The 23,024-nt window shown below is 68.4% G+C and carries 21 protein-coding genes; 10 read left to right on the top strand and 11 right to left on the bottom strand.

The features are described from left to right. Positions 1 to 23: 23 nt before the first annotated feature. The 5 genes from CCO03_RS19110 to CCO03_RS19090 form a co-directional block, all read right to left on the bottom strand. Complete coding sequence (locus tag CCO03_RS19110; RefSeq protein ID WP_087283698.1) at positions 24 to 1,100, bottom strand: phosphotransferase; 1,077 nt, start codon at positions 1,098 to 1,100, stop codon at positions 24 to 26. A gap of 185 nt (positions 1,101 to 1,285) precedes the next feature. Beyond that, on the bottom strand, positions 1,286 to 2,620 hold the full coding sequence (locus tag CCO03_RS19105; protein WP_087283695.1) for a vWA domain-containing protein: 1,335 nt from the start codon (positions 2,618 to 2,620) through the stop codon (positions 1,286 to 1,288). Between the two features lie 8 nt (positions 2,621 to 2,628). Beyond that, positions 2,629 to 3,585, bottom strand: coding sequence for an AAA family ATPase (locus CCO03_RS19100; protein ID WP_087283692.1), 957 nt, complete (start codon positions 3,583 to 3,585; stop codon positions 2,629 to 2,631). A 147-nt stretch (positions 3,586 to 3,732) separates the two neighbouring features. After that, the gene (locus tag CCO03_RS19095) at positions 3,733 to 4,515 is read right to left on the bottom strand and encodes an SDR family NAD(P)-dependent oxidoreductase (protein WP_087284949.1); all 783 of its coding nucleotides are present in this window, start codon (positions 4,513 to 4,515) and stop codon (positions 3,733 to 3,735) included. Positions 4,516 to 4,821: 306 nt separating this feature from the next. Next, positions 4,822 to 5,610, bottom strand: coding sequence for a type III pantothenate kinase (locus CCO03_RS19090; RefSeq protein WP_087283688.1), 789 nt, complete (start codon positions 5,608 to 5,610; stop codon positions 4,822 to 4,824). Between the two features lie 115 nt (positions 5,611 to 5,725). Here CCO03_RS19090 and lysM point away from each other — a divergent pair, with 115 nt between their 5' ends. Beyond that, a complete protein-coding gene (lysM, locus tag CCO03_RS19085; RefSeq protein WP_087283685.1) occupies positions 5,726 to 6,208 on the top strand; it encodes a peptidoglycan-binding protein LysM in 483 nt (160 codons plus the stop codon). Between the two features lie 530 nt (positions 6,209 to 6,738). Here the strand turns inward: lysM and CCO03_RS20555 are convergent. Beyond that, positions 6,739 to 7,170, bottom strand: coding sequence for a rhodanese-like domain-containing protein (locus CCO03_RS20555; RefSeq protein ID WP_236904168.1), 432 nt, complete (start codon positions 7,168 to 7,170; stop codon positions 6,739 to 6,741). 718 nt (positions 7,171 to 7,888) lie between these two features. Here CCO03_RS20555 and CCO03_RS19075 point away from each other — a divergent pair. Together CCO03_RS19075 and CCO03_RS19070 are read left to right on the top strand one after the other, a co-directional pair. Next, a complete protein-coding gene (locus CCO03_RS19075; protein ID WP_236903947.1) occupies positions 7,889 to 8,719 on the top strand; it encodes a PPK2 family polyphosphate kinase in 831 nt (276 codons plus the stop codon). 351 nt (positions 8,720 to 9,070) lie between these two features. Further along, positions 9,071 to 10,048 (top strand): DNA-binding transcriptional response regulator, encoded by a 978-nt coding sequence (locus CCO03_RS19070; RefSeq protein ID WP_157667808.1) that lies wholly within the window; start codon positions 9,071 to 9,073, stop codon positions 10,046 to 10,048. A 63-nt stretch (positions 10,049 to 10,111) separates the two neighbouring features. Here the strand turns inward: CCO03_RS19070 and lplT are convergent, their stop codons facing one another. Continuing rightward, complete coding sequence (lplT, locus tag CCO03_RS19065) at positions 10,112 to 11,383, bottom strand: lysophospholipid transporter LplT (RefSeq protein ID WP_087283677.1); 1,272 nt, start codon at positions 11,381 to 11,383, stop codon at positions 10,112 to 10,114. A 338-nt stretch (positions 11,384 to 11,721) separates the two neighbouring features. Here lplT and alr point away from each other — a divergent pair, with 338 nt between their 5' ends. From alr to CCO03_RS19050, 3 genes are all read left to right on the top strand, one after another. Beyond that, positions 11,722 to 12,816, top strand: coding sequence for an alanine racemase (gene alr / locus CCO03_RS19060; protein ID WP_087283675.1), 1,095 nt, complete (start codon positions 11,722 to 11,724; stop codon positions 12,814 to 12,816). A gap of 706 nt (positions 12,817 to 13,522) precedes the next feature. Continuing rightward, positions 13,523 to 14,671 (top strand): acyl-CoA dehydrogenase family protein, encoded by a 1,149-nt coding sequence (locus CCO03_RS19055; RefSeq protein ID WP_087283671.1) that lies wholly within the window; start codon positions 13,523 to 13,525, stop codon positions 14,669 to 14,671. Positions 14,672 to 14,767: 96 nt separating this feature from the next. After that, positions 14,768 to 15,991: an acyl-CoA dehydrogenase family protein gene (locus CCO03_RS19050; RefSeq protein WP_087283668.1), complete on the top strand. Its 1,224-nt coding sequence runs from the start codon at positions 14,768 to 14,770 to the stop codon at positions 15,989 to 15,991. Between the two features lie 58 nt (positions 15,992 to 16,049). On the opposite strand, the gene CCO03_RS19045 is transcribed toward CCO03_RS19050, so the two are convergent. Beyond that, complete coding sequence (locus CCO03_RS19045) at positions 16,050 to 16,400, bottom strand: hypothetical protein (protein ID WP_157667807.1); 351 nt, start codon at positions 16,398 to 16,400, stop codon at positions 16,050 to 16,052. A gap of 16 nt (positions 16,401 to 16,416) precedes the next feature. After that, positions 16,417 to 16,761, bottom strand: coding sequence for a hypothetical protein (locus tag CCO03_RS19040; protein WP_157667806.1), 345 nt, complete (start codon positions 16,759 to 16,761; stop codon positions 16,417 to 16,419). A 186-nt stretch (positions 16,762 to 16,947) separates the two neighbouring features. On the opposite strand from CCO03_RS19040, the gene CCO03_RS19035 reads away from it, so the two are divergent. The 4 genes from CCO03_RS19035 (at position 16,948) to CCO03_RS19020 (ending at position 20,491) form a co-directional block, all read left to right on the top strand. Beyond that, positions 16,948 to 17,889, top strand: coding sequence for a branched-chain amino acid transaminase (locus tag CCO03_RS19035; protein ID WP_087283659.1), 942 nt, complete (start codon positions 16,948 to 16,950; stop codon positions 17,887 to 17,889). 11 nt (positions 17,890 to 17,900) lie between these two features. Further along, entirely contained in the window at positions 17,901 to 18,110 is a 210-nt protein-coding gene (locus tag CCO03_RS19030; RefSeq protein WP_087283656.1) for a zinc-finger domain-containing protein, read from the top strand. A 258-nt stretch (positions 18,111 to 18,368) separates the two neighbouring features. Then, entirely contained in the window at positions 18,369 to 19,232 is an 864-nt protein-coding gene (locus tag CCO03_RS19025) for a glycosyltransferase family 2 protein (RefSeq protein WP_236903945.1), read from the top strand. A gap of 5 nt (positions 19,233 to 19,237) precedes the next feature. Beyond that, positions 19,238 to 20,491 (top strand): O-antigen ligase family protein, encoded by a 1,254-nt coding sequence (locus tag CCO03_RS19020; protein WP_087284946.1) that lies wholly within the window; start codon positions 19,238 to 19,240, stop codon positions 20,489 to 20,491. 267 nt (positions 20,492 to 20,758) lie between these two features. Here the strand turns inward: CCO03_RS19020 and CCO03_RS19015 are convergent, their stop codons facing one another. Then, positions 20,759 to 22,003 (bottom strand): sensor histidine kinase, encoded by a 1,245-nt coding sequence (locus tag CCO03_RS19015; RefSeq protein ID WP_087283652.1) that lies wholly within the window; start codon positions 22,001 to 22,003, stop codon positions 20,759 to 20,761. A gap of 178 nt (positions 22,004 to 22,181) precedes the next feature. Further along, a complete protein-coding gene (locus CCO03_RS19010) occupies positions 22,182 to 22,892 on the bottom strand; it encodes a response regulator (protein WP_087283650.1) in 711 nt (236 codons plus the stop codon). Positions 22,893 to 23,024: the final 132 nt, after the last annotated feature.

Here is a 23,024-nt window from a genome sequence, read left to right as displayed (position 1 = left end):
TCTCCTGTTGGGGGTTGTGGGATCTAAGCGTGCTGCGCCAGCTGCGCCCATTCCCAGGCGCGCTTGGCCCGCGAGGGTGCGCTCGCGCCGGCGGCCTTGGCCTGCTCGCTGGAGGCCGTGCCGGCCTCCACACGCTTGGCGATGCCCTGCGCGATGGCGGCCATGCGGAACAGGTTGTAGGCCATGTAGAAGGACCAGTCGCGCCGCAGCACCTCGGGGGTGCTGAGCCCGCTGTGCGCGCAGTACTGGGCCATGTAGTCGTCGAGCGAGGGGATGCCCAGCGCCGCCAGGTCCAAGCCCTCCAGGCCGCGCTGCGTCGAGGGGTCGACATGCCAGACCATGCAGTGGTAGCTGAGGTCCGCCAGCGGATGCCCCAGCGTCGAGAGCTCCCAGTCCAGCACGGCCACCACGCGCGGCTCGGTGGGGTGAAAGATCATGTTGTCGAGCCGGTAGTCGCCATGCACCACGCACGCCTTGCCGTCCCGGCCGCTGGCCGGAATGTGGGCCGGAAGCCATTGCAGCAGCGCGTCCATCTCGGGGATGGGCTGGGTGATCGAGGCCTGGTACTGCTTGCCCCAGCGGGCGATCTGGCGCTCCAGGTAGTTGCCGGGTTTGCCGTAGTCGGCCAGGCCGCGCTCGACATGCGGCACGGTGTGCAACTTGGCCAGCACGCGGTTCATTTCGGCGTAGTGGGCGGCCCGTTCGGCAGGCGTCATCCCGGGCAGGGCCGGGTCCCACAGCACGCGGCCCTCGACATGCTCCATGATGAAAAACACGCGGCCGATGACGGACTCGTCGCTGCACAGCGCCAGCATGCGGGCCACCGGCACCCCGCTGCCCTGCAAGGCCTGCATCACGGTGTACTCGCGCTCGACCGCGTGGGCGCTGGGCAGCAGCTTGGCCGCCGGACCGGGCTTGGCCCGCATCACGTAGCGCTGGCCGGGTGTGACGATGCTGTAGGTGGGGTTGGACTGACCCCCAGGAAACTTGCTGACCGTCATGGGGCCCGCAAAGCCGGGCACGTGGGCGGTCAGCCAGGCGTGCAGGGCCGCTTCATCGAAGCCGTGAGTGGTGCCGGGGGATGAGCTTGCTTCGGTCATGTGGGGAACCCGATGGAGCGGCAGGCGCAGCAGCCTGAAGGCCGGTGGGTGGACACGCGGGGTGTCAACATCTGTCGCTTGGATGAGTGGTTGGCAGTATGGCTCAGTATCCGATAATGAATCAATGGAAATGACTGGATACTGAGGTGGTATCGCAATGCAGTGCGGTGTTGAATTGGGGGTGCTCAGTGGTAGGCCTCCAGGGCCTCGTCGAGCACGCGTTCCAGGTCGGCTGCGGTGGCGCAGTGCGACATGCTCGTGCAATAGGGCCGGTAGCGCAGCATGGCGCTGTCGCCCGTGCCCCAGCGGCCTTCGGGCTCGGGGCAGAGCCAGACCACACGCTTGGCGCGGTCGGCCAGTTCGGCAAACAGGTCGACGCGCGGGTCGGCGCCGTTGCTGCGGCCGTCGCCCAGCACGATCACCGTGGTGCGGCGGTCGATCGCATCCCAGTGCCGGTCGTGCAGGTCCAGCCAGGCCTGCCCATAGTCGGTGGAGCCGTTGCCCACCTCTTTGAGGACGAGTTCCATGGCGTCGTCGAAGGGCAGCTTCTCCATCGGCTCGGCCACGTCCTGCAGGCGGTTGGAGAACGCGAAACTGCGCAGGTCGCCCACGGCGTCGTGCAAGGCGTACAGGAACAGCAGCAGGAAACGGACGTGCGAGGCCACCGAGCCCGACACATCGCACACGGCCACGATGCGCGGCTTGTCACGCCGCTTGTGTTTGAAGGCCAGCGTGACGGGCACGCCGTCGTGGCCGGCGTTGGCGCGCATGGTGCGGCGCACGTCGAGCTGGCCGCGCAACTCCACGCGCTGGCGCCGCGCGTGGCGGGCCGCCAGCTTGCGCGCCATGCGGGCCACGGCCGCCTTCATGCGCTCCATCTCGGCCGGCGCCATGCGGCCCAGCGCACGTGTGACCACCACCTCGGTCATGAAGGCCTCGGTGGCGGGCTGGCCAAAGATGGCATAGCGCTGCTTGACCAGGGCGCGTGCCTGACGGCGCAGCTGGTTGAGGGCGGCCACCAGCGCACGCACCTCCTCCTCGGCGTCGGGGGCCGTGCGCCGTTCAGTCAGGCGCTCTTCCAGCGCCGCGATGCCCATGGCCTCCAGGGTTTTGCCGGCGAAGTACGCGGTCTGACTCTCGAAGCGGATGTCGTCCACGCCGGCCTGGGCTGCGGCGCGCGCCAGGGCGGCCGCCAGCGCATCCTGTGGCTGACCGGTGGCATCGGGCTGAGCCAGTGCCAGCAGCACATCGACCTGCTCATCGCCCGTGCGCAGGGCGGCCGTGTCGGGTGCCGTTGTGGTGTGCGGGGGCTGGCCGAAGTACAGGTCAAACACCTGGTCATGGATGTGCTTCTCGTCCTCGGACTTGGCCAGCACCAGGCCCAAGGCGTCGCGCAGCTGGGCACGGTCGCCATACCCCAGCAAGGTCAGGGTGCGCGCGGCGTCGATGGTCTCGGCCGTGGACGCCTCCGCCCCTGCGGCGCGCAAGGCCCGCACGAAGCCGGCGAGGATGCTGTCCATCGCCTGCGTCACGCCGCCGCCAGTGCGGCTTGGGTCATCTGCGCCAGCCGGTCGTCCACCTCGCGCACGTCGGTCTCGCGCTTGAGCAACACGCCCAGGGTGTCGCGCACCAGGGCTTCGTCCAGCACGCTGGCGTGCAGCAGCAGCAAGGTGCGCGCCCAGTCCACCGACTCGGCGATGGACGGGGGCTTGCGGATGTTGTCGGCGCGCAAGGCTTGCACAAAGGCCACGAGCTGGGCCAGCAGCTGATCTTGAATGCCGGGCACGCGAGCGCGCAGCACGCGCTGCTCCAGTTCCGAGTCCGGGAACCCGATGTGCAGGTGCAGGCAGCGGCGCTTGAGCGCGTCGCCGAGTTCGCGCGTGTTGTTGGAGGTCAGGATGACCAGCGGCGGCACCTCGGCGCGGATGGTGCCGATCTCGGGGATGGTGACCTGGTAATCGGCCAGCACCTCGAGCAGCAGGGCCTCGAAGGACTCCTCGGACTTGTCGATCTCGTCGATCAGCAGCACGCTGCCACCGGGCTGCTCCATGGCCTGCAACAGCGGACGCGGCTCCAGGAAGTCGCGCGAGAAGAACAGGTCCTGGAAGCTGGCCAGCTTGCCAAAGGCACTGTCCAGCGAATCGGTGCCGTCGACCAGCAAACCGATTTTTTCCTTGAGGATCTGCGTGTACAGCAGCTGCTTGCCGTACTTCCACTCGTACAGCGCCTTGCTGTCGTCCAGGCCTTCGTAGCACTGCAGGCGCAGCAGCTCAAACTGCAGGGCGCGGGCCGCCGACACCGCCAGCTCGGTCTTGCCGACACCCGCAGGCCCTTCGATGAGCACCGGTTTGCGCAAGTGATGGGCCAGGTAAAGCGCGGTCGCGATCTGGCGTGAGGCGATGTAGCCCACGCCTTCCAGCAGGGCGATGACGCTGTCAACAGACGCCAGGCCAGCCGGCGTCGAGGGTGGGAGTGCTGCATTCATGGGGCCAGTATGTGAGCGCCCTCTGGCGCGGGCAGTCCAGCCGGGGACAGCTGCGCCGCCATGACCGCCACGATCTGCGGGGCCCGGGCCATTGCGCATGAAAAAGGCACCCGAAGGTGCCTGGCGCGCGGTCTGAACGTCGAGGGCTCAGAACTTGGTGTAGCCGCCGTCGATGATGAACTGCTCGCCGGTGTGGTAGCTCGAGGCCTCGCTGGCGAGGTAGACGGCGATGCCGCCGAAATCGTCCCAGGTGCCCCAGCGGCGGGCGGGGATGCGGGGCATCACGGCGTTGGCGAACTTGTCGTTGCCGACGGACTTCTCGGTCATCTCGGTCACGATCCAGCCCGGCAGGATGGAGTTGGCGCGGATCTTGTAGCGGGCCAGCTCGACGGCGACGGCGCGCACGAACGAGGTCACGGCACCCTTGGAGGCGCCATAGGCCGAGTTGCGTGCCGCGCCTTCGATGGCGGCGGTCGAGGCGGTGGCGACCAGCGAGCCGCCGTGGCCACCCTCGATCATGTGCTTGGCGGCGGCGCGGAAGGTCATGAACACGCCTTCCACGTTCACGCGCTGCACGCGCTGCCAGTCGTCCAGCGACAGGTCCAGCAGGGTCTTGCCCTTGCCCGAGACGCCGGCGTTGGCGAAGCAGGAGTCGACGCGGCCACCCAGGGCCTTCACGGTTTCGGCGAAGGTGGCTTCCAGCGCGGCCTCGTCGCCCACGTCACAGGCGAAGGCGTGCACACGCGAGGCGTCGCCGCAGGCTTCGATGAGCTTGGCCTTGGCCTGCTCGGTCTTCTCGGCGCGCGAGCCCCAGATGGCCACGTTGGCGCCCGAGGCGAGCAGGGCCTCGGCCATGCCGTAGCCGATGCCGCCGTTGCCGCCGGTCACGAGGGCGGTCTTGCCTTGCAGGTTGAAGGGTTGGTAGGCCACGAACAATCTCCTGATGAGTCTTTAAACGGCCAGTGTTCCATGGGTGGGGGCGGCCGTCTGGCACGCACGGGACTGCGCCGGGCCAAGGCGGTGGGCGGAGGTGTTGCCGCAGCGTCAGCCACTGGACGGCCTGCGCCGGATCATGGCCGGCCGCGTGCCAAGGGCGGGCTGTGGTTCGAGTCACCCTGAAGCTGGTGGCCGCGGTCCGGCGGGCGAAGGATGGGCCCGTTGGATCAAGAGGAGGCGGGAGTATCTGGTGATCGCCGTTGAATGAGAAACGGGATCTGTCTGATACTGCCTTGTGCGTCAGCTTGCGGCAAGCCGCTGGCGAATGGCTTCGCGTTCTTCGGCGATGACCAGCAGGCCGTCGAAGATGATGGAGTCCACCAGCTCGAAGGCGGCCGACATGTGCGGCGCCATTTTCCAGCCGGCGCCCCCCGTCATCAGGCAACGGGGCTCGACGCCGCAGTGCGCGCGCACGTGCTGGATCATGCGTTCGCAGGCGCCGGCGATGGCGTATGTGCCGCCGCTGGTCAGCGCATCGCTGGTGTTGGTGGGGAAGGTGCGCACCTCGCCGGTGGGCACGTGCAGGCCGGCGGTGCCCGATTCGAGCGCGCGCAGCATGATGCCGTGCCCCGGCAGGATCAGGCCGCCCAGGAACTTGCCATCGCCGTCGATGGCGTCCACGGTGACCGCCGTGCCGACCATGACCAGCACCATGGGCCGGCCGGGCGTGGTGCGCTGCACGCGGTGGCGCGCGCCGATCATGGCCACCCAGCGGTCGGCGCCCAGACGGGTCGGAAAGTCGTAGCCGTTGATGACGCCGGCCTCGGCCGGGCTGGGCACGACCCAGCTCACGGGGCTGTCCCAGATGTCGAGCTGCTCGCGCACCCGCTGCTTGATGGCGTCGCCGGCCACCACGCAGCCCAGCACACGATCCGGCGCGGCCAGGCTGGCCCAGTCGGACTCGGCCAGGCGGTCGATGTGCTCCAGGAATTCAACGCCTTGCGCCAGCAGGGCGGCCCCCGGAGCGCCGCGTTCGTACAGCGCCCACTTCAAGCGGGTGTTGCCAATGTCGATGGCCAAAAAAGTCATGGTTTCGCAATATAGCGTCTTTGTCCTACGCGCCCGACAGAGAATCGTCGTGCGCTCGACAGCCGGTGCCGTTAAGCTTTTGCGTTCCCATCTTTCACAACCTGGAGATCGACACATGGGTTTGTTCAGTTTCATCAAGGATGCCGGTGAGAAGCTGTTTGGCACCAGCAAGGACGTGCAGGCTGCACAGGCCGAGCCGGCCAAGCTGCCCGACCTCAATGCCAAGGCAGGCAGTGCCATCAAGACCTACATCGAAACGCAGAACCTGGGCATCCAGAACCTGGCGGTGCAGTACGACGGCGCCAGCGGCAAGGTGACGGTGACCGGCGCGGCCCCCAGCGAAGAGGCGGCCGAGAAGGTGACCCTGTGCTGCGGCAACGTGGCCAGCGTGACGTCGGTGGACAACCAGCTGAGCTTCCCGCCCGGCACCGCGTCGCAGTACCACGATGTGGTCAGCGGCGACACGCTGTCGGCCATCTCCAAGAAGTACTACGGCGACGCCAACCAGTACATGAAGATCTTCGAAGCCAACAAGCCCATGTTGAGCGACCCGAACAAGATTTACCCGGGCCAGAAGCTGCGCATCCCGGCCGCTTGAGGAGCCCATCGGTCCCACGACCGATCCGGGCATCAGCCACCCTTGCGGGTGGCTTTTTTGTGCCTGGTACCTGGGTAGGGGGCGCCTTCGCCGCGTGTGCGGTGTGGTTGGGCCGCCCTGGGCCTGAGAAACCCGCTGCGCGACGCCGGCGTGGCCGTCGCGTGGCTCACGCTGTCGTGCCGGGCAGGGCTTGAGGCTGTGACCGTCATGGCTGCGGCGGACGCGCATCAGCCGACGCCTTGTTTGGGGCGTGGCCTGGGCTGCAGCAGCCCTCGCAGCAACTGCCTCGGCCAGGGTGGCCCCGTGCAACACTTGCAGTCAGTTGTTCAAGGGCTGAGCGAGGGTGTTGGTCAGCACGGTGTACCCGCTTTGCGCCTGCTTTGACGGACCGACTTGCAACTGCGCGCCATGGCCTGACCGTGGCGCCTCAGCAAGCGGAACGTGATGTGGGTTGGGTAATTGAATCGGCAGTATCCCGTCGTTCCCGTTCATTAAATGACGGAAATGAGGCCATACCCCTTCTGGATCGACTAGCCCTGCTGCCAGGGCAGGCCGCGGCGGCGCCAGCCACCCAGCTGGCCGCGGTGGCCCGAGGGGTCCAGGTCGCCTTCAAAGCCTTCCAGGATGTTGAAGGCCGTCAAGCCCAGCTCGGTGGCCCGGCGCGCGGCCGCCACCGAACGCACGCCCGAGCGGCACAGCATCAGAACCTTTTTGCCGGCCGGGACCGCCTGCAGCAGCTCGCTGTTGAAGGCCGGGTTTTCGGCCATGCCGGGCCATTGCTTCCAGGCCACGGCCAGCGCGCCGGGCACGTGGCCCACCCAGGCCCGCTCGGCATCGGTGCGGACGTCGACCAGCACGGCATCGCCGGTTTGCAGCCAGTCGTAGGCCAGGGTCGGGGGCAGGTCGCCGGCATAGCCCTCGGCCGCCTGCACCTGGGGCGGTGCCTCGGGGCGGGTCGCCACGGGGGCGACGGTTTCCACGGGCCGGCTGGGCACGGCGGCGGCAAAGCGCGCGTTGAAGGACTTCTCGACCGCCACGGTGGATTGCGAGCGCTGGTGGTCATCGCGGCCGGGCCAGACGATGGTGGTGCCGGGCAGCACGAACAGCTGCTCGTGCACGCTGCGGTGCTGGCGCTGCGCATCCTGGGCTGGCGCGGTCGGCGCGCTGTCGCCGATCAGCAGCGTCAGGCCGGAGAACAGGTGGCGTCGCAGCGTGCGCGCATCGTTGCGCGGCGTGCGGTCGTTGGCGTCGGTTTCGGCCGTCTGGGCCCAGTACACACAAACCGCGCTGTCTGTCAGGCCAGGTGTGGGCAGAACCTGCACCTGGGTCTGTCCCAGCGAGATGCCCCAGGCGGCGGTGTCGGCCGTGTCGGGACGTTGCCAGACCCGGGCACCGGCCTGCAGCGCCAGCTGCTGGGCGGCCGCCAGGGCTGGCCCATGGCCCTGGGTGGACAACACCACGGTGGGGGTGACGTTCATGCGCCGCAGCGTCGAGAGGTCGCGGGCGATCTCGGCTTCGCAGGGGTCGATGACGAGGGCTTCGCGCGATTTCTCGTCAAACACCACGTAGGTGAAGCTGCGATCGCCGGGATTGAAGAGCTGTGCGGGGTTCATGGTGTCTGGGGCGCGGGGTAACCGTTTTCCCGTATCGTACGCCCACACCTTGATGCCAGGAGGATTCATGCCCGCGACCCCCCGCAGCCCTGCCCTGCAGGTCCCGACCAACCAGGCCGCTGCCCGCTTCAAATTGGCGGATGTGGCGCCAGATGCCAAGCCCTATGCCGTGGGCAGCAAGGCCGACAGCAAGGCCCGCGTGGAGGCGCTGGCGGCCGAGATCGACGTGCTGCAGGACCTGCTGTATGCCGATCAGCGCTTCAAGGTGCTGGTGGTGCTGCAGGGCATGGACACCTCGGGCAAGGATGGCACCGTGCGTGGCGTGTTCGCGCAAACCAGCCCCCTGGGCATGCGGGTGGTGTCGTGGCGGGCGCCCAGCCACCTGGAGCAGGCGCACGACTACCTGTGGCGCATCCACGCCCAGATGCCGCGCAACGGTGAAATCGTCATCTTCAACCGCAGCCACTACGAGGACGTGCTGGTGCCCGTGGTCCAGGGCTGGATCGACGCCAAGACGCAGCAGCAGCGGTTTGCCCAGATCAACGACTTCGAGCGCATGCTGAGCGAGAACGGCACCGTCATCCTCAAGTTCATGCTGCACATCGGCAAGGACGAGCAGCGCGAGCGCCTGCAGGCGCGGCTGGACGACCCGCGCAAGCATTGGAAGTTCGATGTCAGCGACCTCGAAGCGCGCGCCCAATGGGACGACTACCAGGCGGCTTACCAACAGCTGCTGCGGGCGACGAGCACGCCCTGGGCGCCGTGGACCGTGGTGCCCGCCAATTCCAAGACGCACCGCAACCTCATGATCGCCACGTTGGTGCGAGATGCGCTGGTGGGCCTGAAGCTGCGTTATCCCGCAGGGGATCCGGCCCTGGACGGGGTGCAGGTGAGCTGAAACCATGGGCTGCGCGCTGGTGCACCGACGTGGTGCATCACCGTCACACTGCCTTGCGGCCGCGACGTTGGCGGGGCCGGCCGCGGTTGACACATTTGTTTCCCAAATGACGCAGCGGGGTGAAATCCATCACGGAACGCGAGGCAGGAACAAGGGCATGGGGCGAGCCGTGGCAGGGGGCGGACGGGGCTTGGCATACTGCGTTGCGTTGATCACGAAAGACCCCTTGGGTTCCGTGAAAGCGTGAAAAATTGCGCAACAATCGTTGCTTTCGTCATGGCCCGCTGACAGGGCCGGTCCGAAAGCATGGGTGAGGCCGTGGGAGGCCCATGACACGTCCCGTTGTTCCAGATGTCCACAGAGACCAAACGCTTTGCCTATGCCGTGGTCGGCCTGCGACCGTCCGAGCGCCAAGAGATTGAGCGCCTGCTGACGGCTGCGAGCGAACACACGGCGGAGTTGCTGCCTGCTGCGGCTGGCGAGCACGCGGATTTCTGGGTGGTCAATGGCGACGACCCCGGCAGCGTGCAGCGCCTGCAGACCGAGGGCATCGCCCACGTGCTGGCCGTGGGCGGCGAGCAGGATCAGTTCCTGCGCGTCATGCGACCGTTCGATGTGAGCCAGACCCACCAGGTGCTGACCAAGCTGATCCGGCAATTGCCTGACCGTCCCCGCAGAGAGGCGCCCGTCAGCCGCCTCGAGTCGTACGCCGAAACGGACCCCTGGGCGGACCGCGACAGCAGCCAGTTTTCCGAATTCAGCTCCAGCCTCGAGTTGACGCCGTCCGAGTTGGCCATGACCGACGACGAGCCGTCGGACCTGCGCCTGGCCCGGCGCGCCGAGCACGAGCGCCGCATGAGCTCCTCGCACACCCTGGGGCCGACCGACATCCTGGACTTCGCCTCGCAGGAATGGCTGGACGTCTGGCCCGCGCAGGTGTTGGTGGTGGCCGACGCCGAACACCGCACGCGCACCCTGCCCAAGGGCTTGCGCAAGATGGGCTTTGGCGTGGATGTGATGGAAAACGTGGCGGCGGCCCTGAAGGCGGTGGCGCGCAGCGAGTACCGCATGGTGTTCCTCGACCAGGGCGCGCTGGGGGCCGGCCTGGTCAGGTGGTGCAAGGCGTTTTTGCAGACGGCCAATGCCCAGGGCATGTTGCCGGGCGTGGTGGTGGTGGCCCGGCGCAAGGCGCCCGTGTCGCGGTGGCGCGCCAAGCGCGCCGGCTGCACCGCCTGGATGGAGGTGCCGCTCGACCGCCAGCAACTGCTGTCGTTCCTGCTGCATCGCGGCGTGGAGCGTTCGCAGCCGCGCGATGCCCAATCAGAATGAGGTGGTTGGCAATATGGCCGTGTTCCCGTTGATGCATGAACGGGGATGGGTGGATACTGCGGTTTAGCCGTGTGTTCGGTCGCTGCGCGCAATCGCCAGCAGGCGAATGCATTCGCGCCGGTGGTGCTTGAGGTTGTAGGCGTGCCAGAGCTGAATCAGCCCCATGAGCGCCGCCACGAGCATGCCGAAGGCCAGCACCGCGCCGAGCGCGCTCAGGCCCTTGTTCACCGAAACCGAATACGCCAAGCCGAGCAGCAGGATGCAGGCCTGTTCGTTGAGGTTCTGCACCGCGATCGAGCGACCCGCGCCCATGAGGTTGTGGCCGCGGTGCTGCAGCAGGGCGTTCATGGGCACGACGATGAAGCCCCCCAGCAGGCCCAGGGCCAGCAGCATGGGAAGCGCCAGCCAGGTGGTGTGCACCCAGGCCATCAAGGCCAGCAACACCCCCATGGCGATGCCGATGGGCATGACCCAGGTGGCCTTGTCCAGCTTCATGATGACGGACGCCACGATGGCGCCCACGGCCGTGCCCACGGCCACCACGCCCACCAGGTTGGCCGCCTGGGTGGTGGAATAGTTCAGCGCCGCCGCAGCCCAGGCCAGCACGATGTAGCGCATGTTGCCCGACACGCCCCAGAACAGCGTGGTCGTGGCCAGCGAGATCTGGCCCAGCCGGTCGCGCCACAGGCGCATGTTGCAGCGCCAGAAGTCCTGCAGCAGTGCGACCTGGTCGCGCGGCAGCGGGCGCAACACGGCCGTGGTGCGGGGGATGCGCATGTTGAAGATGGCCGCCACGACGTAGACCAGGATGAGCAGCGCCAGCGCGCAGTGCACGGGCTTGTCCAGCCCCGGCAGGCCCCAGCCCATGACCGAGCGCCACAGGTTGGCGTCGACGATCTGTCCGCCCAGCACCACGCCCAGGATGATGGAGGTGATGGTCAGGCCTTCGATCCAGCCGTTGGCCTTGACCAGCATGGACGGCGGCAGCAACTCGGTCAGGATGCCGTACTTGGCCGGCGAGTAGGCCGCGGCGCCCAGGCCGACGATGGCGTAGGCCAGCAGCGGGTGCGAGCCGAACAGCATGGCCAGGCAGCCCACCACCTTGATGGCGTTGCTGACGAACATGACCCGGCCCTTGGGTCGTGAGTCGGCAAAGGCCCCGACCCAGGGCGCCAGCAGCACATAGAAGAGGGCGAACATCGGCACCAGGGCCGCCTGCTGCCACTCGGCCGCGCCGCCCGAGCGCAGCAGCTCGACCGCCACCACGAACAGGGCGTTGTCGGCCAGCGAGCTGCAGAACTGCGCCGCCATGATGGTGTAGAAACCGCGCTTCATTGGTCAGGGATCAGATGGTCGCGCAGTGGCTGGGCACCATGGGTCTTCGCAGGAAAAAAGAGCCGCAGGTTATAGCACGCGGTCCCATTTGCCCATCCAGGGCAGCCCTTGCTTCGATTGGGCTACCCGAAGCCCTTGGAGGGGCCGCTGGTGGGGCCCGCCAAAGGGGCGCGCGAGGGCCGGGCGGTGCCGCCCCGAGCCGCCGCGTGCGGCCGGCCAGCGCCTCCTCGGTGCCCCAACAGTGGCCCGGGTCATCACCGTGCTGGTTGCTCTTGCGACCCGGCGCGGCAGACCTGTGGCCGGGCCGATAATCGCGCTTTTGTCGCTTGCCCTCTGCCATGACCCGGCCCATCCACGCCACCGTGCACACCCAGGCCTTGCACCACAACCTGCAACGCTGCCGCGAGGCGGCGCAGGACAGCCGGGTCTGGGCCGTCGTCAAGGCCAACGCCTATGGCCATGGCATCGAGCGCGCCTTCGACGGTCTGCGTGCGGCCGATGGCTTTGCGCTGCTCGAGATCGCCGAGGCCGAGCGCATCCGGGCGCTGGGCTGGCGCGGGCCCATCCTGCTGCTCGAGGGGGTGTTCGAGCCGCGCGAGCTCGAAGCCTGTTCCCGCCTGGGCCTGTGGCTGGCCGTGCACAGCGATGCCCAGATCGACTGGCTGGCCACACACAAGACGCACACCGGCCTGCGCGTCTTCCTCAAGGTCAACTCGGGCATGAACCGCCTGGGTTTTGCGCCGGCGCGCGTGGGCGCGGCCTACGCGCGGCTGGCGGCCCTGCCGCAGGTCGACGAGGTGTCGTTCATGACCCACTTCTCGGACGCCGATGGGCCCAAGGGTGTGGCCGAGCAGGTGGCGCGCTTTGCCCACGCCACCCAGGACCTGCCCGGCGAGCGCAGCCTGGCCAACAGCGCTGCCCTGCTGCGGCTGGCCGGCGATGCCGCCGTGCGCGGCGACTGGGTGCGGGCCGGCATCTCGCTGTACGGCAGCTCGCCCGACTTTCCCGAGCACAGCGCCGCCGACTGGGACCTGCAGCCCACCATGACGCTGGCCAGCCGGCTGATCGGCGTGCAGGAGATCGCGGCCGGCGAGTCTGTGGGCTACGGCTCGCGCTTCGTGGCCGAGCGGCCCATGCGCGTCGGCGTCGTGGCCTGTGGCTACGCCGACGGCTACCCGCGCCATGCCTTGACCGACACGCCCGTGCTCGTCCAGGGCGTGCGCTCGCGCACGCTGGGGCGGGTCAGCATGGACATGCTCTCGGTCGACCTGACACCCGTGCCGCAGGCTGGTGTGGGCAGCGAGGTGGTCCTGTGGGGGCGGGCGGCCAATGGCGCGGTGCTGTCCATCGACGAGGTCGCCCACCATGCCGGCACCCTGGGCTACGAGTTGATGTGCGCCGTCGCCCCGCGCGTGCCCATGCGCGTGGCCTGAGCCGGGCCGGTGTGGGCGCGAGGTTTCGCGCGTCGGGCGTCTTTGGCAAGGCGTCTGCCAGTCCGCCGGGGACTCTTTTCCCGTGCCCGTCCCTGCCGATCTGGCAGAGCCGTCGCCATGGGTGACGCGGTGCGGGCCTTCGCGGCCCGGACGCGCCGTTCATTGCTCGGGCTGCGGTGGTGTGGCTCCTTGTCTTGATGACTACAGGCAGTATGGTGCCAATGCCGATCATTGATGATCGATGATGGCGCCATACTGCCTTTTTCGCTCAAACGATTGCACGTGACACCGCCGTCGTGTGGCTGGCAGCAGATTGGGACGGGGTGGCCGCTGGTGCCGATTGAGGAGCCATCGACTGTGCACGATACCCTCTGATGGCCTGCTCGGGACGCTGGGTCGCCGGCGCGGGTGGGCGTCACGTGGGCGTCTGAAAGCAGGGTCCTCAGTCGCTTGCGTGGCATCCAGGACGGCGGGAAATGGCCAAGATGGGTTGCTGCCGCCATGTCCTGGTTGATCGATGACGTGGCCGGCGTGGCAGGCTGCCGCGGTTGCCGCCGGAGGATTCCGGCCGCACGGGAGCCGGCGCGCCGGTGGGTCGACGCGAAGCCGGGGCGGGCAAGTGCGGGCCGATGCGGCGCCGCCGTCGAGGACCCGCTGCGCGCGCTTGCCTGGCGTGGGCGGCCTCACCCTTCCCCCGGAGACAACGATGAATTTCGACTTCAACGAAGACAGCGAGCTGCTGCGCGAGCAGGCCCGCAAGATGCTGCAGGCCCAGTGCCCGACCACGCTGGTGCGCCAGTACCTGCCGGGCGACCAGGGCTTCGACCGCGCGCTGTGGCAGCAAATGGCCGACCTGGGCTGGCTGGGCGTCACCATCGCCGAAGAGCATGGCGGCTCGGCCCTGGGCTACGAAGGCCTGTGCGTGCTGGCCGAGGAAATCGGCCGCGCCCTGGCGCCGGTGCCGTTTGCCTCGTCCGTCTACCTGGCCACGCCGGCGATTCAGGCGCACGCCAGCGCCGAACAACAGGCCCAATGGCTGCCCAAGCTGGCCAGCGGCCAGGCCATCGGTTGCTGGGTGCTGGCCACCGGCCTGGGCAACCCGCGCGAGGCCGATGTGAAGCTGCGCGTGGATGCCGGCAAGCTGAACGGCGAAGCCTGGCCCGTGACCGACGGCGCCCAGGCCGACTTCGCCATCGTGGTGGCGCGCAACGCCCAGGACGAGCTGGGCTTGTACCGCGTCGACCTGACCCAGGCCAGCGTCGCCCGCGAAGCCCTGCAGTCCATCGACCCCACGCGCGCCCAGGCGCGCCTGACCTTTGCCGGCGCCGCCGCCGAGCCGCTGGGCGCGGGCCGGGTGAGCTGGGCCGATGTGAAGCGCCTGCTGGCGCAAGCCGCCGTGCTGGTGGCCTTCGAGCAGGTCGGCGGCGCCAGCGTGTGCCTGGAAACCGCCACCGCCTACGCGAAGGAGCGCGTGGCCTTCGGGCGACCGATCGGTTCGTTCCAGGCCATCAAGCACAAGCTGGCCGACATCTACGTGGCCAACGAGCTGGCCCGCTCGAACGCCTACTTTGGCTGCTGGGCCCTGGCCAACGGGCCGGCCGAGCTGGCGCTGGCGGCCGCCACGGCGCGCGTGTCGGCCACGCAGGCCTTCAATTTCGCCGCGCGCGAAAACATCCAGACCCATGGCGGCATGGGCTTCACCTGGGAGATGGACTGCCACCTGTTCCTGCGCCGCTCGGCCTCGCTGGCGGCGCTGCTGGGCAGCGCCGGTTACTGGAAGGAAGAGGTCGTGGCCGAGTGGACGCGTGCCAGCCATGCCCCCGCCGCGGCCAAGGTGGCCGCTGTCGCGCATTGATCAACCGCAGTATGGGTCAACTGGCTTTTCAAAACAGACGGACACCCGAACATACCCCGTTTGCCGCTTGACCCCGAGCCCACAAGGAACATCGCCATGGATTTCAACGACACCCCCGAAGAAGCGCAGTTTCGCGCCGAAGCCCGCGCCTTCCTCGACGCCCACGTGCCGCGCCGCAGCAAGGATGCCCACAGCGTGCGCCAGCGCTACGACGAAAGCCCCGACGCCCTGGTCAAGGCCAAGGCCTGGCAGCGCCAGAAGGCCGAGGCCGGCTTTGCCGGCATCACCTGGGACAAGCGCTGGGGCGGCCGCAGCGGCACGCCCATGCAGCACATCATCTTCCACGAGGAAGAGGCCGAGTACGACGTGCCCAGCAACGTGTTCGCCATCGGCCTGGGCATGTGCATCCCCACCATGATGGCCTATGCCACGCCCGAACAGCTGCAGCGCTACGTCGGCCCGGCGCTGCGGGGCGAGGAAATCTGGTGCCAGCTGTTCTCCGAACCCGCCGGCGGCTCGGACGTCGCCGGCCTGCGCACGCGCGCCGAGAAGGACGGCGACGACTGGGTCATCAACGGCAGCAAGATCTGGACCTCGGGCGGCCACATCTCGGACTACGGCATCCTGCTCACGCGCACCGACCCCAACGTGCCCAAGCACGCGGGCCTGACCATGTTCTTCATCGACATGAAGTCGCCCGGGATCGAGATCCGCCGCATCAAGCAGATTTCGGGCACGTCGAACTTCTGCGAGATCTTCTTCACCGACCTGCGCATTCCGGACAGCCAGCGGCTGGGCCATGTGAACGGCGGCTGGAAAGTCGCGCTGACCACGCTGATGAACGAGCGCCTGGCCGTGGGCGGCACCACGCGCCCCAGCGTGGACGACCTGCGTCAGCTGACCGAGCAGGTGCCGATCGACGGCCATGCCGCCATCACGCACAGCAGCGTGCGCGAGCGCATGGCGGACTGGTATGCGCAGGAGATGGGCCTCAAGTTCACGCGCTTCCGCGCCATGACCCAGCTCTCGCGGGGGCAGACGCCGGGGCCGGAGTCGTCCATCGGCAAGATCGTGTCGGCCCGCCTGCTGAGCCAGATGGCCGAGTACGGGGCCGAGCTGCAAGGCCAGGCCGGCGCGCTCCTCGACCCCGATGCCGCGCCCATGCAGGGCTGGTTCCAGACGGCCGAGCTGTATGCCCCCGGCATGCGCATTGCCGGCGGCACCGACGAAATCCTGCGCAACATCATTGCCGAGCGCGTGCTGAACCTGCCGGGCGACGTGCGCGTGGACAAGGACCTGCCGTTCAACGCCAGCCGTTGAGGCAAGGCGTATGGGGCTGTTGTCGTTTTTCTGAAAACGAAAATAGGCCCATACTCCATCACATGGTGATCGGCTGCATGACTGGCCGCAGCGACGTGGCAAACAGCTGGCCGGGGCTTGGGTGCAGGAAGGCCTGGATGCGGATGTCCATGCCTTCGGCGGCCAGCCGCGTGCCCGGCGCTTGCGCGCTTTCGCGGCCGGAGGGCGCCCCAGCTGCTGCGACCGTGGACGCGCCGGCCGGCGCGTCCGAGGCGGTACCCGGCCGCGCGCCGCCGACGAGCACCCGCCCCGTCACGCCCGGCGCCTGGCGGGCGTGAAACCCCTTCCTGGCCCTCATCGCCGAGCGCATTCGCCCGGCCGTGCCGCAGCGGGCACGCGTCGATCCCCAACGCCAGACGCTCTGGGGCATTCCTGCGGCGGGCTGTTCACGCTGTACGCGCTGATGACGCGCCCGGCGCTGTTTCAGCGTTGCGTGGCGGGCGATCCGTCGGTGGGTTGGTATCGGGGGCACGCTGCTGCGGCTGACCCAAGGCTTCGCCGCCGCCACCTTGGCGCCCGCAGTCGCCCGCCTCGGGGTCGGAGGAGCCGTCGGCCAGCCGCGCCGGCGGCGTGCAGTCCAGGGCCCGGGCCACCCCGTCGTGGCGTCCGGGCACGTCGTGGCCGATGGCGACCGGCACCGGTGGCTGGCCGCAGGCGTTCAACGCGGCCAGGTCGGCGTCGCCGGGCGCGGCGCGGCGGGTCACCCCGGGCGGCCAAGCGGCTGGGGTCAACAGGGACGCGGGCGGACAGGGCGCGGTTGTTGGGAAGTGGCACCGCACGGTCAAATGATCGGCCCAAGACCCCATCGACAACGCGGCAGATCGTAAAATCACCAAGTTTGCGCGGATGCCTGCCGTTCGCGTGGTTGGTGGGCCTGCGGCCGCACCGTGATGCAGATGAATTGACGAGGACCTTCGATGAGCGCCGTTCTACCCCTGTCCGACCGTGACGGAAAAATCTGGCTGGATCGCCAGCTGGTCGAATGGCGTGACGCCAAGGTGCATGTGCTGACCCACACCCTGCACTACGGCTGTGGCGTGTTCGAAGGCGTGCGTGCCTACCAGACCGCCCAGGGCACACAGATCTTCCGCCTGCACGACCACACCAAGCGCCTGTTCAACAGCGCCAAGGTGCTGCGCATGCCGCTGCCGTTCACGCAGGACGAGATCAACGAAGCGCACAAAGAAGTGGTGCGCGTGAACCAGCTGGCCTCGTGCTACCTGCGCCCCCTGGCCTGGCTGGGCTCCGAGAAGCTGGGCGTGAACCCACGCGGCAACACCATCCACGCCATGGTGGCGGCCTGGGAATGGGGCGCCTACCTCGGCGAAGAGGGCATGGCCCGTGGCATCCGCATCAAGACGTCGAGCTTCAACCGCCACCACGTGAACATCCAGATGTCGCAGGCCAAGGCGGTCAGCAACTACACCAACTCCATCCTGGCCAACCTGGAAGCCACGGACGACGGCTACGACGAAGCGCTGTTGCTGGACACGGCCGGTTTCGTGTCCGAGGGTTCGGGCGAGAACTTCTTCATCGTCAAGGATGGCGTGATCTACACGCCCGACCTGTCGGCCGGCGCGCTGAACGGCATCACGCGCAACACCGTGCTGCACATCGCCCAGGACCTGGGTCTGGAGGTGGTGCAAAAGCGCATCACGCGCGACGAGGTCTACATCGCCGACGAAGCCTTCTTCACCGGCACCGCCGCGGAGGTCACGCCGATTCGCGAGCTGGACCGGGTCGAAATCGGCATCGGCTCGCGTGGCCCGATCACCGAGCAGATCCAGATGGCCTATTTCGACATCGTCAACGGCCGCAACCCCAAGTACGCCCACTGGCTCACGCCCGTGAACGCCTGAGAGGACACGCCATGAGCACCCAACAACCCGTCGAACTGCTGGTCAAAGACCTGAACGACCAAGGCGGCATCTTCTGCCCCAACCCCAAGGCCGACATGGCGTTGTGGAACAGCCACCCCAAGGTGTACCTGAACGTCGGCGCCAAGGGCTTCGGCATCTGCCCCTACTGCAGCACCGAGTACCGCCTGAAGGCCGGTGAAGTGTTCGAAGGTGCACACTGACTTGCAATCAAATGTCTCCAGCCAATATGCACATCAAACGCTGGAGTCATGAACATCTGCATTTGATCGCCATCAGGCCGACGCCGCGCAGCCGGCCAGCCAGGCTTGCTCAGCGGCTGTCGGGCCCGCATGAGGCAGCGGGCCGCCTCGCCGGACGTTGCCTGTGCAAACAATCGACACGACTGCTTGCACGGGCCCCCGCGCTTGCGCGCATGCTGGCGACCCGCTAAGTCACTTTCCCCTGGGATGACCACTGCCTTGACCCCTGCCAAGCTTTCGAACGGCATGCCCCATGGTGGCTTGCGTGTCGTGTCGCCGGCCCCCAGCCCCGAGCCGGGTCAGCCGCAGCTTGGCCGTGGCAGCCTCTGCATCGCCATCCTGAGCTTCAACGAGGCGCGGCACATCGAAACCTGCCTGCGCAGCGCCGCCTTTGCCGACCAGCGCCTGGTCGTCGACAGCGGCTCGACCGACAACACCTGCGAGCTGGCCCTGGCGCAGGGCGCGCAGGTCATTCGGCAGCCGGACTGGCAGGGCTTTGGGCCGCAGCGCAACCACCAACTGGTGGCCTGCCGGGCCGAGTACATTTTTTTCCTCGACGCCGATGAGGAGATCGGCCCCGATCTGCGGGCCGAGCTGCAGCGCATCGTGGCCAGCGGCGAGGACGCGCAGTGGCGCGTCGATTGGGAACAGGTCGCCTTTGGCTACCCTCTCAAGCGCATGGACACCGGGGGCGCCACGCGCTTGTTCAAGACCGGCTCCTTGCTGCGCTTTGAGGGCGCGGTGCACGAAAACGCCGTCACGCGGCCTGACCTGCCCAAGCGGCGCATGAAGTCGCGCCTGCTGCACCACTCCCGTGAAACCGTGCGTGCCAGCCTCGAAAAGATGACCCAGTACGCCATGCTGGGCGCGGCCAAGCGCGCGCAGGGCGGCAAAAAAGGCGGGGTCTGGCGCGGTGTGGCGTCGGGCACGGCCATGTTCCTGCGGCTGTACATCTGGCAGCGCGGCTTCCTCTGTGGGGGCCCCGGCTTTCTGTATTGCTGGCTGGTGGCCCAGGAGTGCTTTTTTCGCTATGCCGCGCTGGCGTATGACGCGAAGAGTCTGACCGATCGCGTGCGTCGATAGTGCGGTTGTCCAGGTCGGTTTTGCAACGCGGCGTGAACGTGGCCGCCTTTCTGGTGCCCGGCTTTGCGCTGTGGCTGCCTTCCGGGTATTCATACGGTGCGCTCGCGCTGCTGCTGCTGGCCATCCTGAGCCTGCCGCAGTGGCTGGGCAAGCCGGTGCCGCGTCACACTGTGGGCCTGGCGCTGGCCATCACGCTCATGGCCCTGGTTTTGCTGCTGGACTTCGACCCGAGTTCGGGCTCGCTCAAGGCGCTGGACCGCCCCATCAAATACCTTGCGGCCTTGCCCTGTCTGCTCATGCTGGCGCAATGGGCGCCCACCTGCAAAGCGGTGTGGCGTGGCGTGGCGGTGGGCGCCTGGGGGGCGGGCTGCGTGGGCGCCTGGCAGGTCTGGGGCCAGGGGCTGGAACGGGCCGCGGGCCACACCAACGAGATCCAGTATGGCAACCTGGCCTTGTGTCTGGGCGTGATGTGCCTGATTGGCCTGGTCTGCCTGTGGGCGCGCTGGCGCCCGACGGAACGCTGGGCCCTGGCGGGCGGTGTCTTCATGGGGCTGATGGCGTCGGTGCTGTCGCAAAGCCGCGGTGGCTGGCTGGCCTTGCTGCTGTTGGCGCCCGTGCTGCTGTGGTTGGCCCTGCGCTGGCTGCCGACGGTGCGCGTGTGGCGTGCTTCAGGCGCTCTGCTGCTGGCCGTGCTGCTGCTGGGCGGCGCCTTTCACGACAACCTGCGCCAGCGCACCGCGCTGGCCATGGAGGAGGTGAACGCGTATGTCGACACCGGCGAGGCCCACACCTCCATCGGGCAGCGCCTCGCCCATTGGCAACTGGCCTGGCGCCTGGGGACGGAACGCCCCGTGTGGGGCTGGGGCAGCGAAGGCTATGAGCGGGAAAAGCGCAGCCGGGCCGAGCATGGCGAGGTGAGCGCGTTCGTCACCCAGTTCAGCCATGCGCACAACGAGTTGCTGGATACCTTCGCGCGCCGCGGCGGCGTGGGGGTGCTGGCCCTGCTGCTGTTTTATGGCGTGCCGCTGGCGGTGTTCTGGCCCTCGCGCCGGCGCCTCGAGCGACTGGCCACGCCCGAAGCGCGCGAGCAGGACCTGGCGGTTCGCCTGGTCGGGGTGTGCCTGGTGCTGTCGTACATCGGGTTTGGTTTCACCCAGGTCTTTTTCGCCCACAACAGCGGCAACCTGTTCTACCTGTTCATGTTGGCCATCCTCAGCGCCATGCTGGTCACGCCGGGCGCGGCGCGGTCGCAGGCCTGATCCGAGCGCCCAAGAAAAAACCGCTTGGCGTGAGCCAAGCGGTTGTGAGCATGTCGTTATGGGTTTGTAGTGGTGCTGCAAGCAGCGCTGACTTGATGCGTGACAGTTCAGGGCCCGACTCTAGGCGAATTTCCACGGACTCACCGGCGTGTGGGCTGACGCCGGCCGTCAAAGTGTGAACTATGCCGGCTGATTCCGGAGTTGCTGCCCCAGCGGGTCGCGGCGTTCGGTGCCGACCCGGCGCGGTGAGCCCGGCTGCGCCGCGCTTCACGCGCCGGCCGGCAGCTCCAGCACGAACACCGCGCCGGTCGCGCCATCGCTGCGGGCCTCGCAGCGCACGGCGCCCCCGTGGCGCTCGGCAATCGATTTCACCAGCGCCAGGCCCAGGCCCACGCCGCCGGCCGTTTCCGACGCGCCCGGGGTGCGGAAGAAGGGCTCGAAGATGCGCTCGCGCAGCGCGCTCGGCACGCCGGGGCCGTGGTCGGCCACCTGGATGGTCAGGGTCTGGCCCCGGGTCAGCAGCGTGACGGTCACGGGAGCCTCCGGCGAGACGGCGCCGTAGCGCTTGGCGTTTTCCAGCAGGTTGCGCACCATGCGGCGCAGCAGCTTGGCCACGCCATTCACCTGGCAACGCTCGGGCTCGCCATCCAGCTGGAGTTCGGCGCCCGTCATGGCGGCCTCCTCGGCCACCAGCCCCAGCATGTCGACCGACTCGATCGTGCCCAGGTCCACCTGGCGCGCATCGAGGCGGCTGGCCAGCAGGATTTCGTCGACGAGCTGATCGAGCTCGGCGATGTTGCGCTTGATCTCGCTGCGCGTGGCCGGCGAGGGGTTGTGGTCCATGAGCTCAATGGCCAGCCGGATGCGGGCCAGGGGCGAGCGCAACTCGTGCGAGGCGTTGGCCAGCAGCGACTTCTGGGCGTCCATCAGGGCTTCGATGTGGTCGGCGGCGCTGTTGAAGCGCTGCGCCAGATCGGCCACCTCGTCGTGGCCGTGCACCGGCACGCGCGCCCGCAGGTTGCCCGTGCCCCATTCGGTCACGCCGCGGTGCAGGCCTTCGAGCCGGCTGGTCAACCGGCGCACCAGGGGGTACACGCCCAGCCCCACCGCCAGCGCGACCACCGCCAGCAGCCACAGGTAGCCCGAGGTGGCGTAGGGACCACGGGCCCAGGGCGGGCCGATGGGGCGGTGTTCACGCGGCGGCATCCGCAGCACGTAACCAGGCTGCCCCGGCAACTGCAGCGAGAAATCCTGGCCGGCGTCCGGGTTGCGCCGGCCGTCGCGGATGGGGCGCATCTGGCCCGTGCCCAGCACCTCGCCATCGGCGTTGAGCACGATCATCTCGCGCGCCGCCGCCACCGTGGTGTCGCGCCGAGCGTCTTCGGCGGCGCGCCAGGCCCAGCCGGCCAACAAGGCCAGCAGGGCGACGGCCACCACCACCGCGAGCCAGATGCGCAGGTAGAGCCGGCTGCCGAAGAGGCCGAACAGGCGTCGGTGCAGGGCAGCGCTCATGGCGCGCTCCAAGGGCTGGTTCGCTCACGGCCCCGCGGGCTCGGCAGACCAGGACGGGCCGTCGGTGTCGGGTTGGGGTGCGCGTCAACGTCCCGGCACGGCCAGGCGGCGTGGCCGCCGACGGGTGTCGGGACCGCGCACCTCGCGAAAGCCGGGCACCGGATGGGCATGGCCGTCCTCAATCCTGCTGCTTGGCGAACACGTAGCCCACGCCGCGCACGGTGAGGATGCGCTTGGGGTTTTTGGCGTCGGCCTCGATGGCGGCCCGGATGCGACCCACGTGCACGTCGATGGAGCGGTCAAAGGCTTCCAGTTCGCGGCCGCGCACGGCCTCCATGATCTGGTCGCGCGACAGCACGCGGCCTGCGCGCTCGGCCAGCGCCACCAGCAGGTCGAACTGGTAGGACGTGAGGTCGCAGGGCGCGCCGTCCAGCGTGACCACGCGCGCGTCGCGGTCGATGGCCAGGCTGCCGAACTGCAGGGCGTTCGCCGCCGCCGGGGCGCCGCTGCCGTCGCCCTTGCGCCGCAGCACGGCGCGGATGCGGGCCAGCAGCTCGCGGGGCTCGAAGGGTTTGGGCAGGTAGTCGTCGGCGCCCAGTTCCAGGCCGACCACGCGGTCCATGGGGTCGCCTTTGGCCGTCAGCATGAGCACGGGCACCTTGGCCGCTTCGCCGGCCGAGGCACGGATGCGGCGGCAAACTTCCAGACCATCCAGGTCGGGCAGCATGAGGTCGAGGATGACCAGCGCCGGCACCTCTGCCGCCAGCTGGGCCAGGCCTTGGGCGGCATCGGCGGCATGGGTGACGGCATAGCCGGACTGCGACAGGTACTCGCTGACCATGTTGGCCAGGCGGGTGTCGTCTTCGATCATCAACAGCGACGTGGACATGGGCGGGGAGCGGCGAATCATGGGGAGAACCCCGATGCGCTGAGCATGGCGCGGGGCTGGACCTGGGGTGTGTCGCTCATGTAAAGATGGGTAAAGCGTGGGGGTGTGGTTGATTTTTGTCGGGAGTATGAG

This window comes from Comamonas serinivorans, from assembly GCF_002158865.1.
Lineage (GTDB): Bacteria > Pseudomonadota > Gammaproteobacteria > Burkholderiales > Burkholderiaceae_C > Comamonas_E > Comamonas_E serinivorans.
Note: the sequence above shows the minus strand (reverse complement) of the source record. Positions and strands in the feature narration are given on the sequence as shown.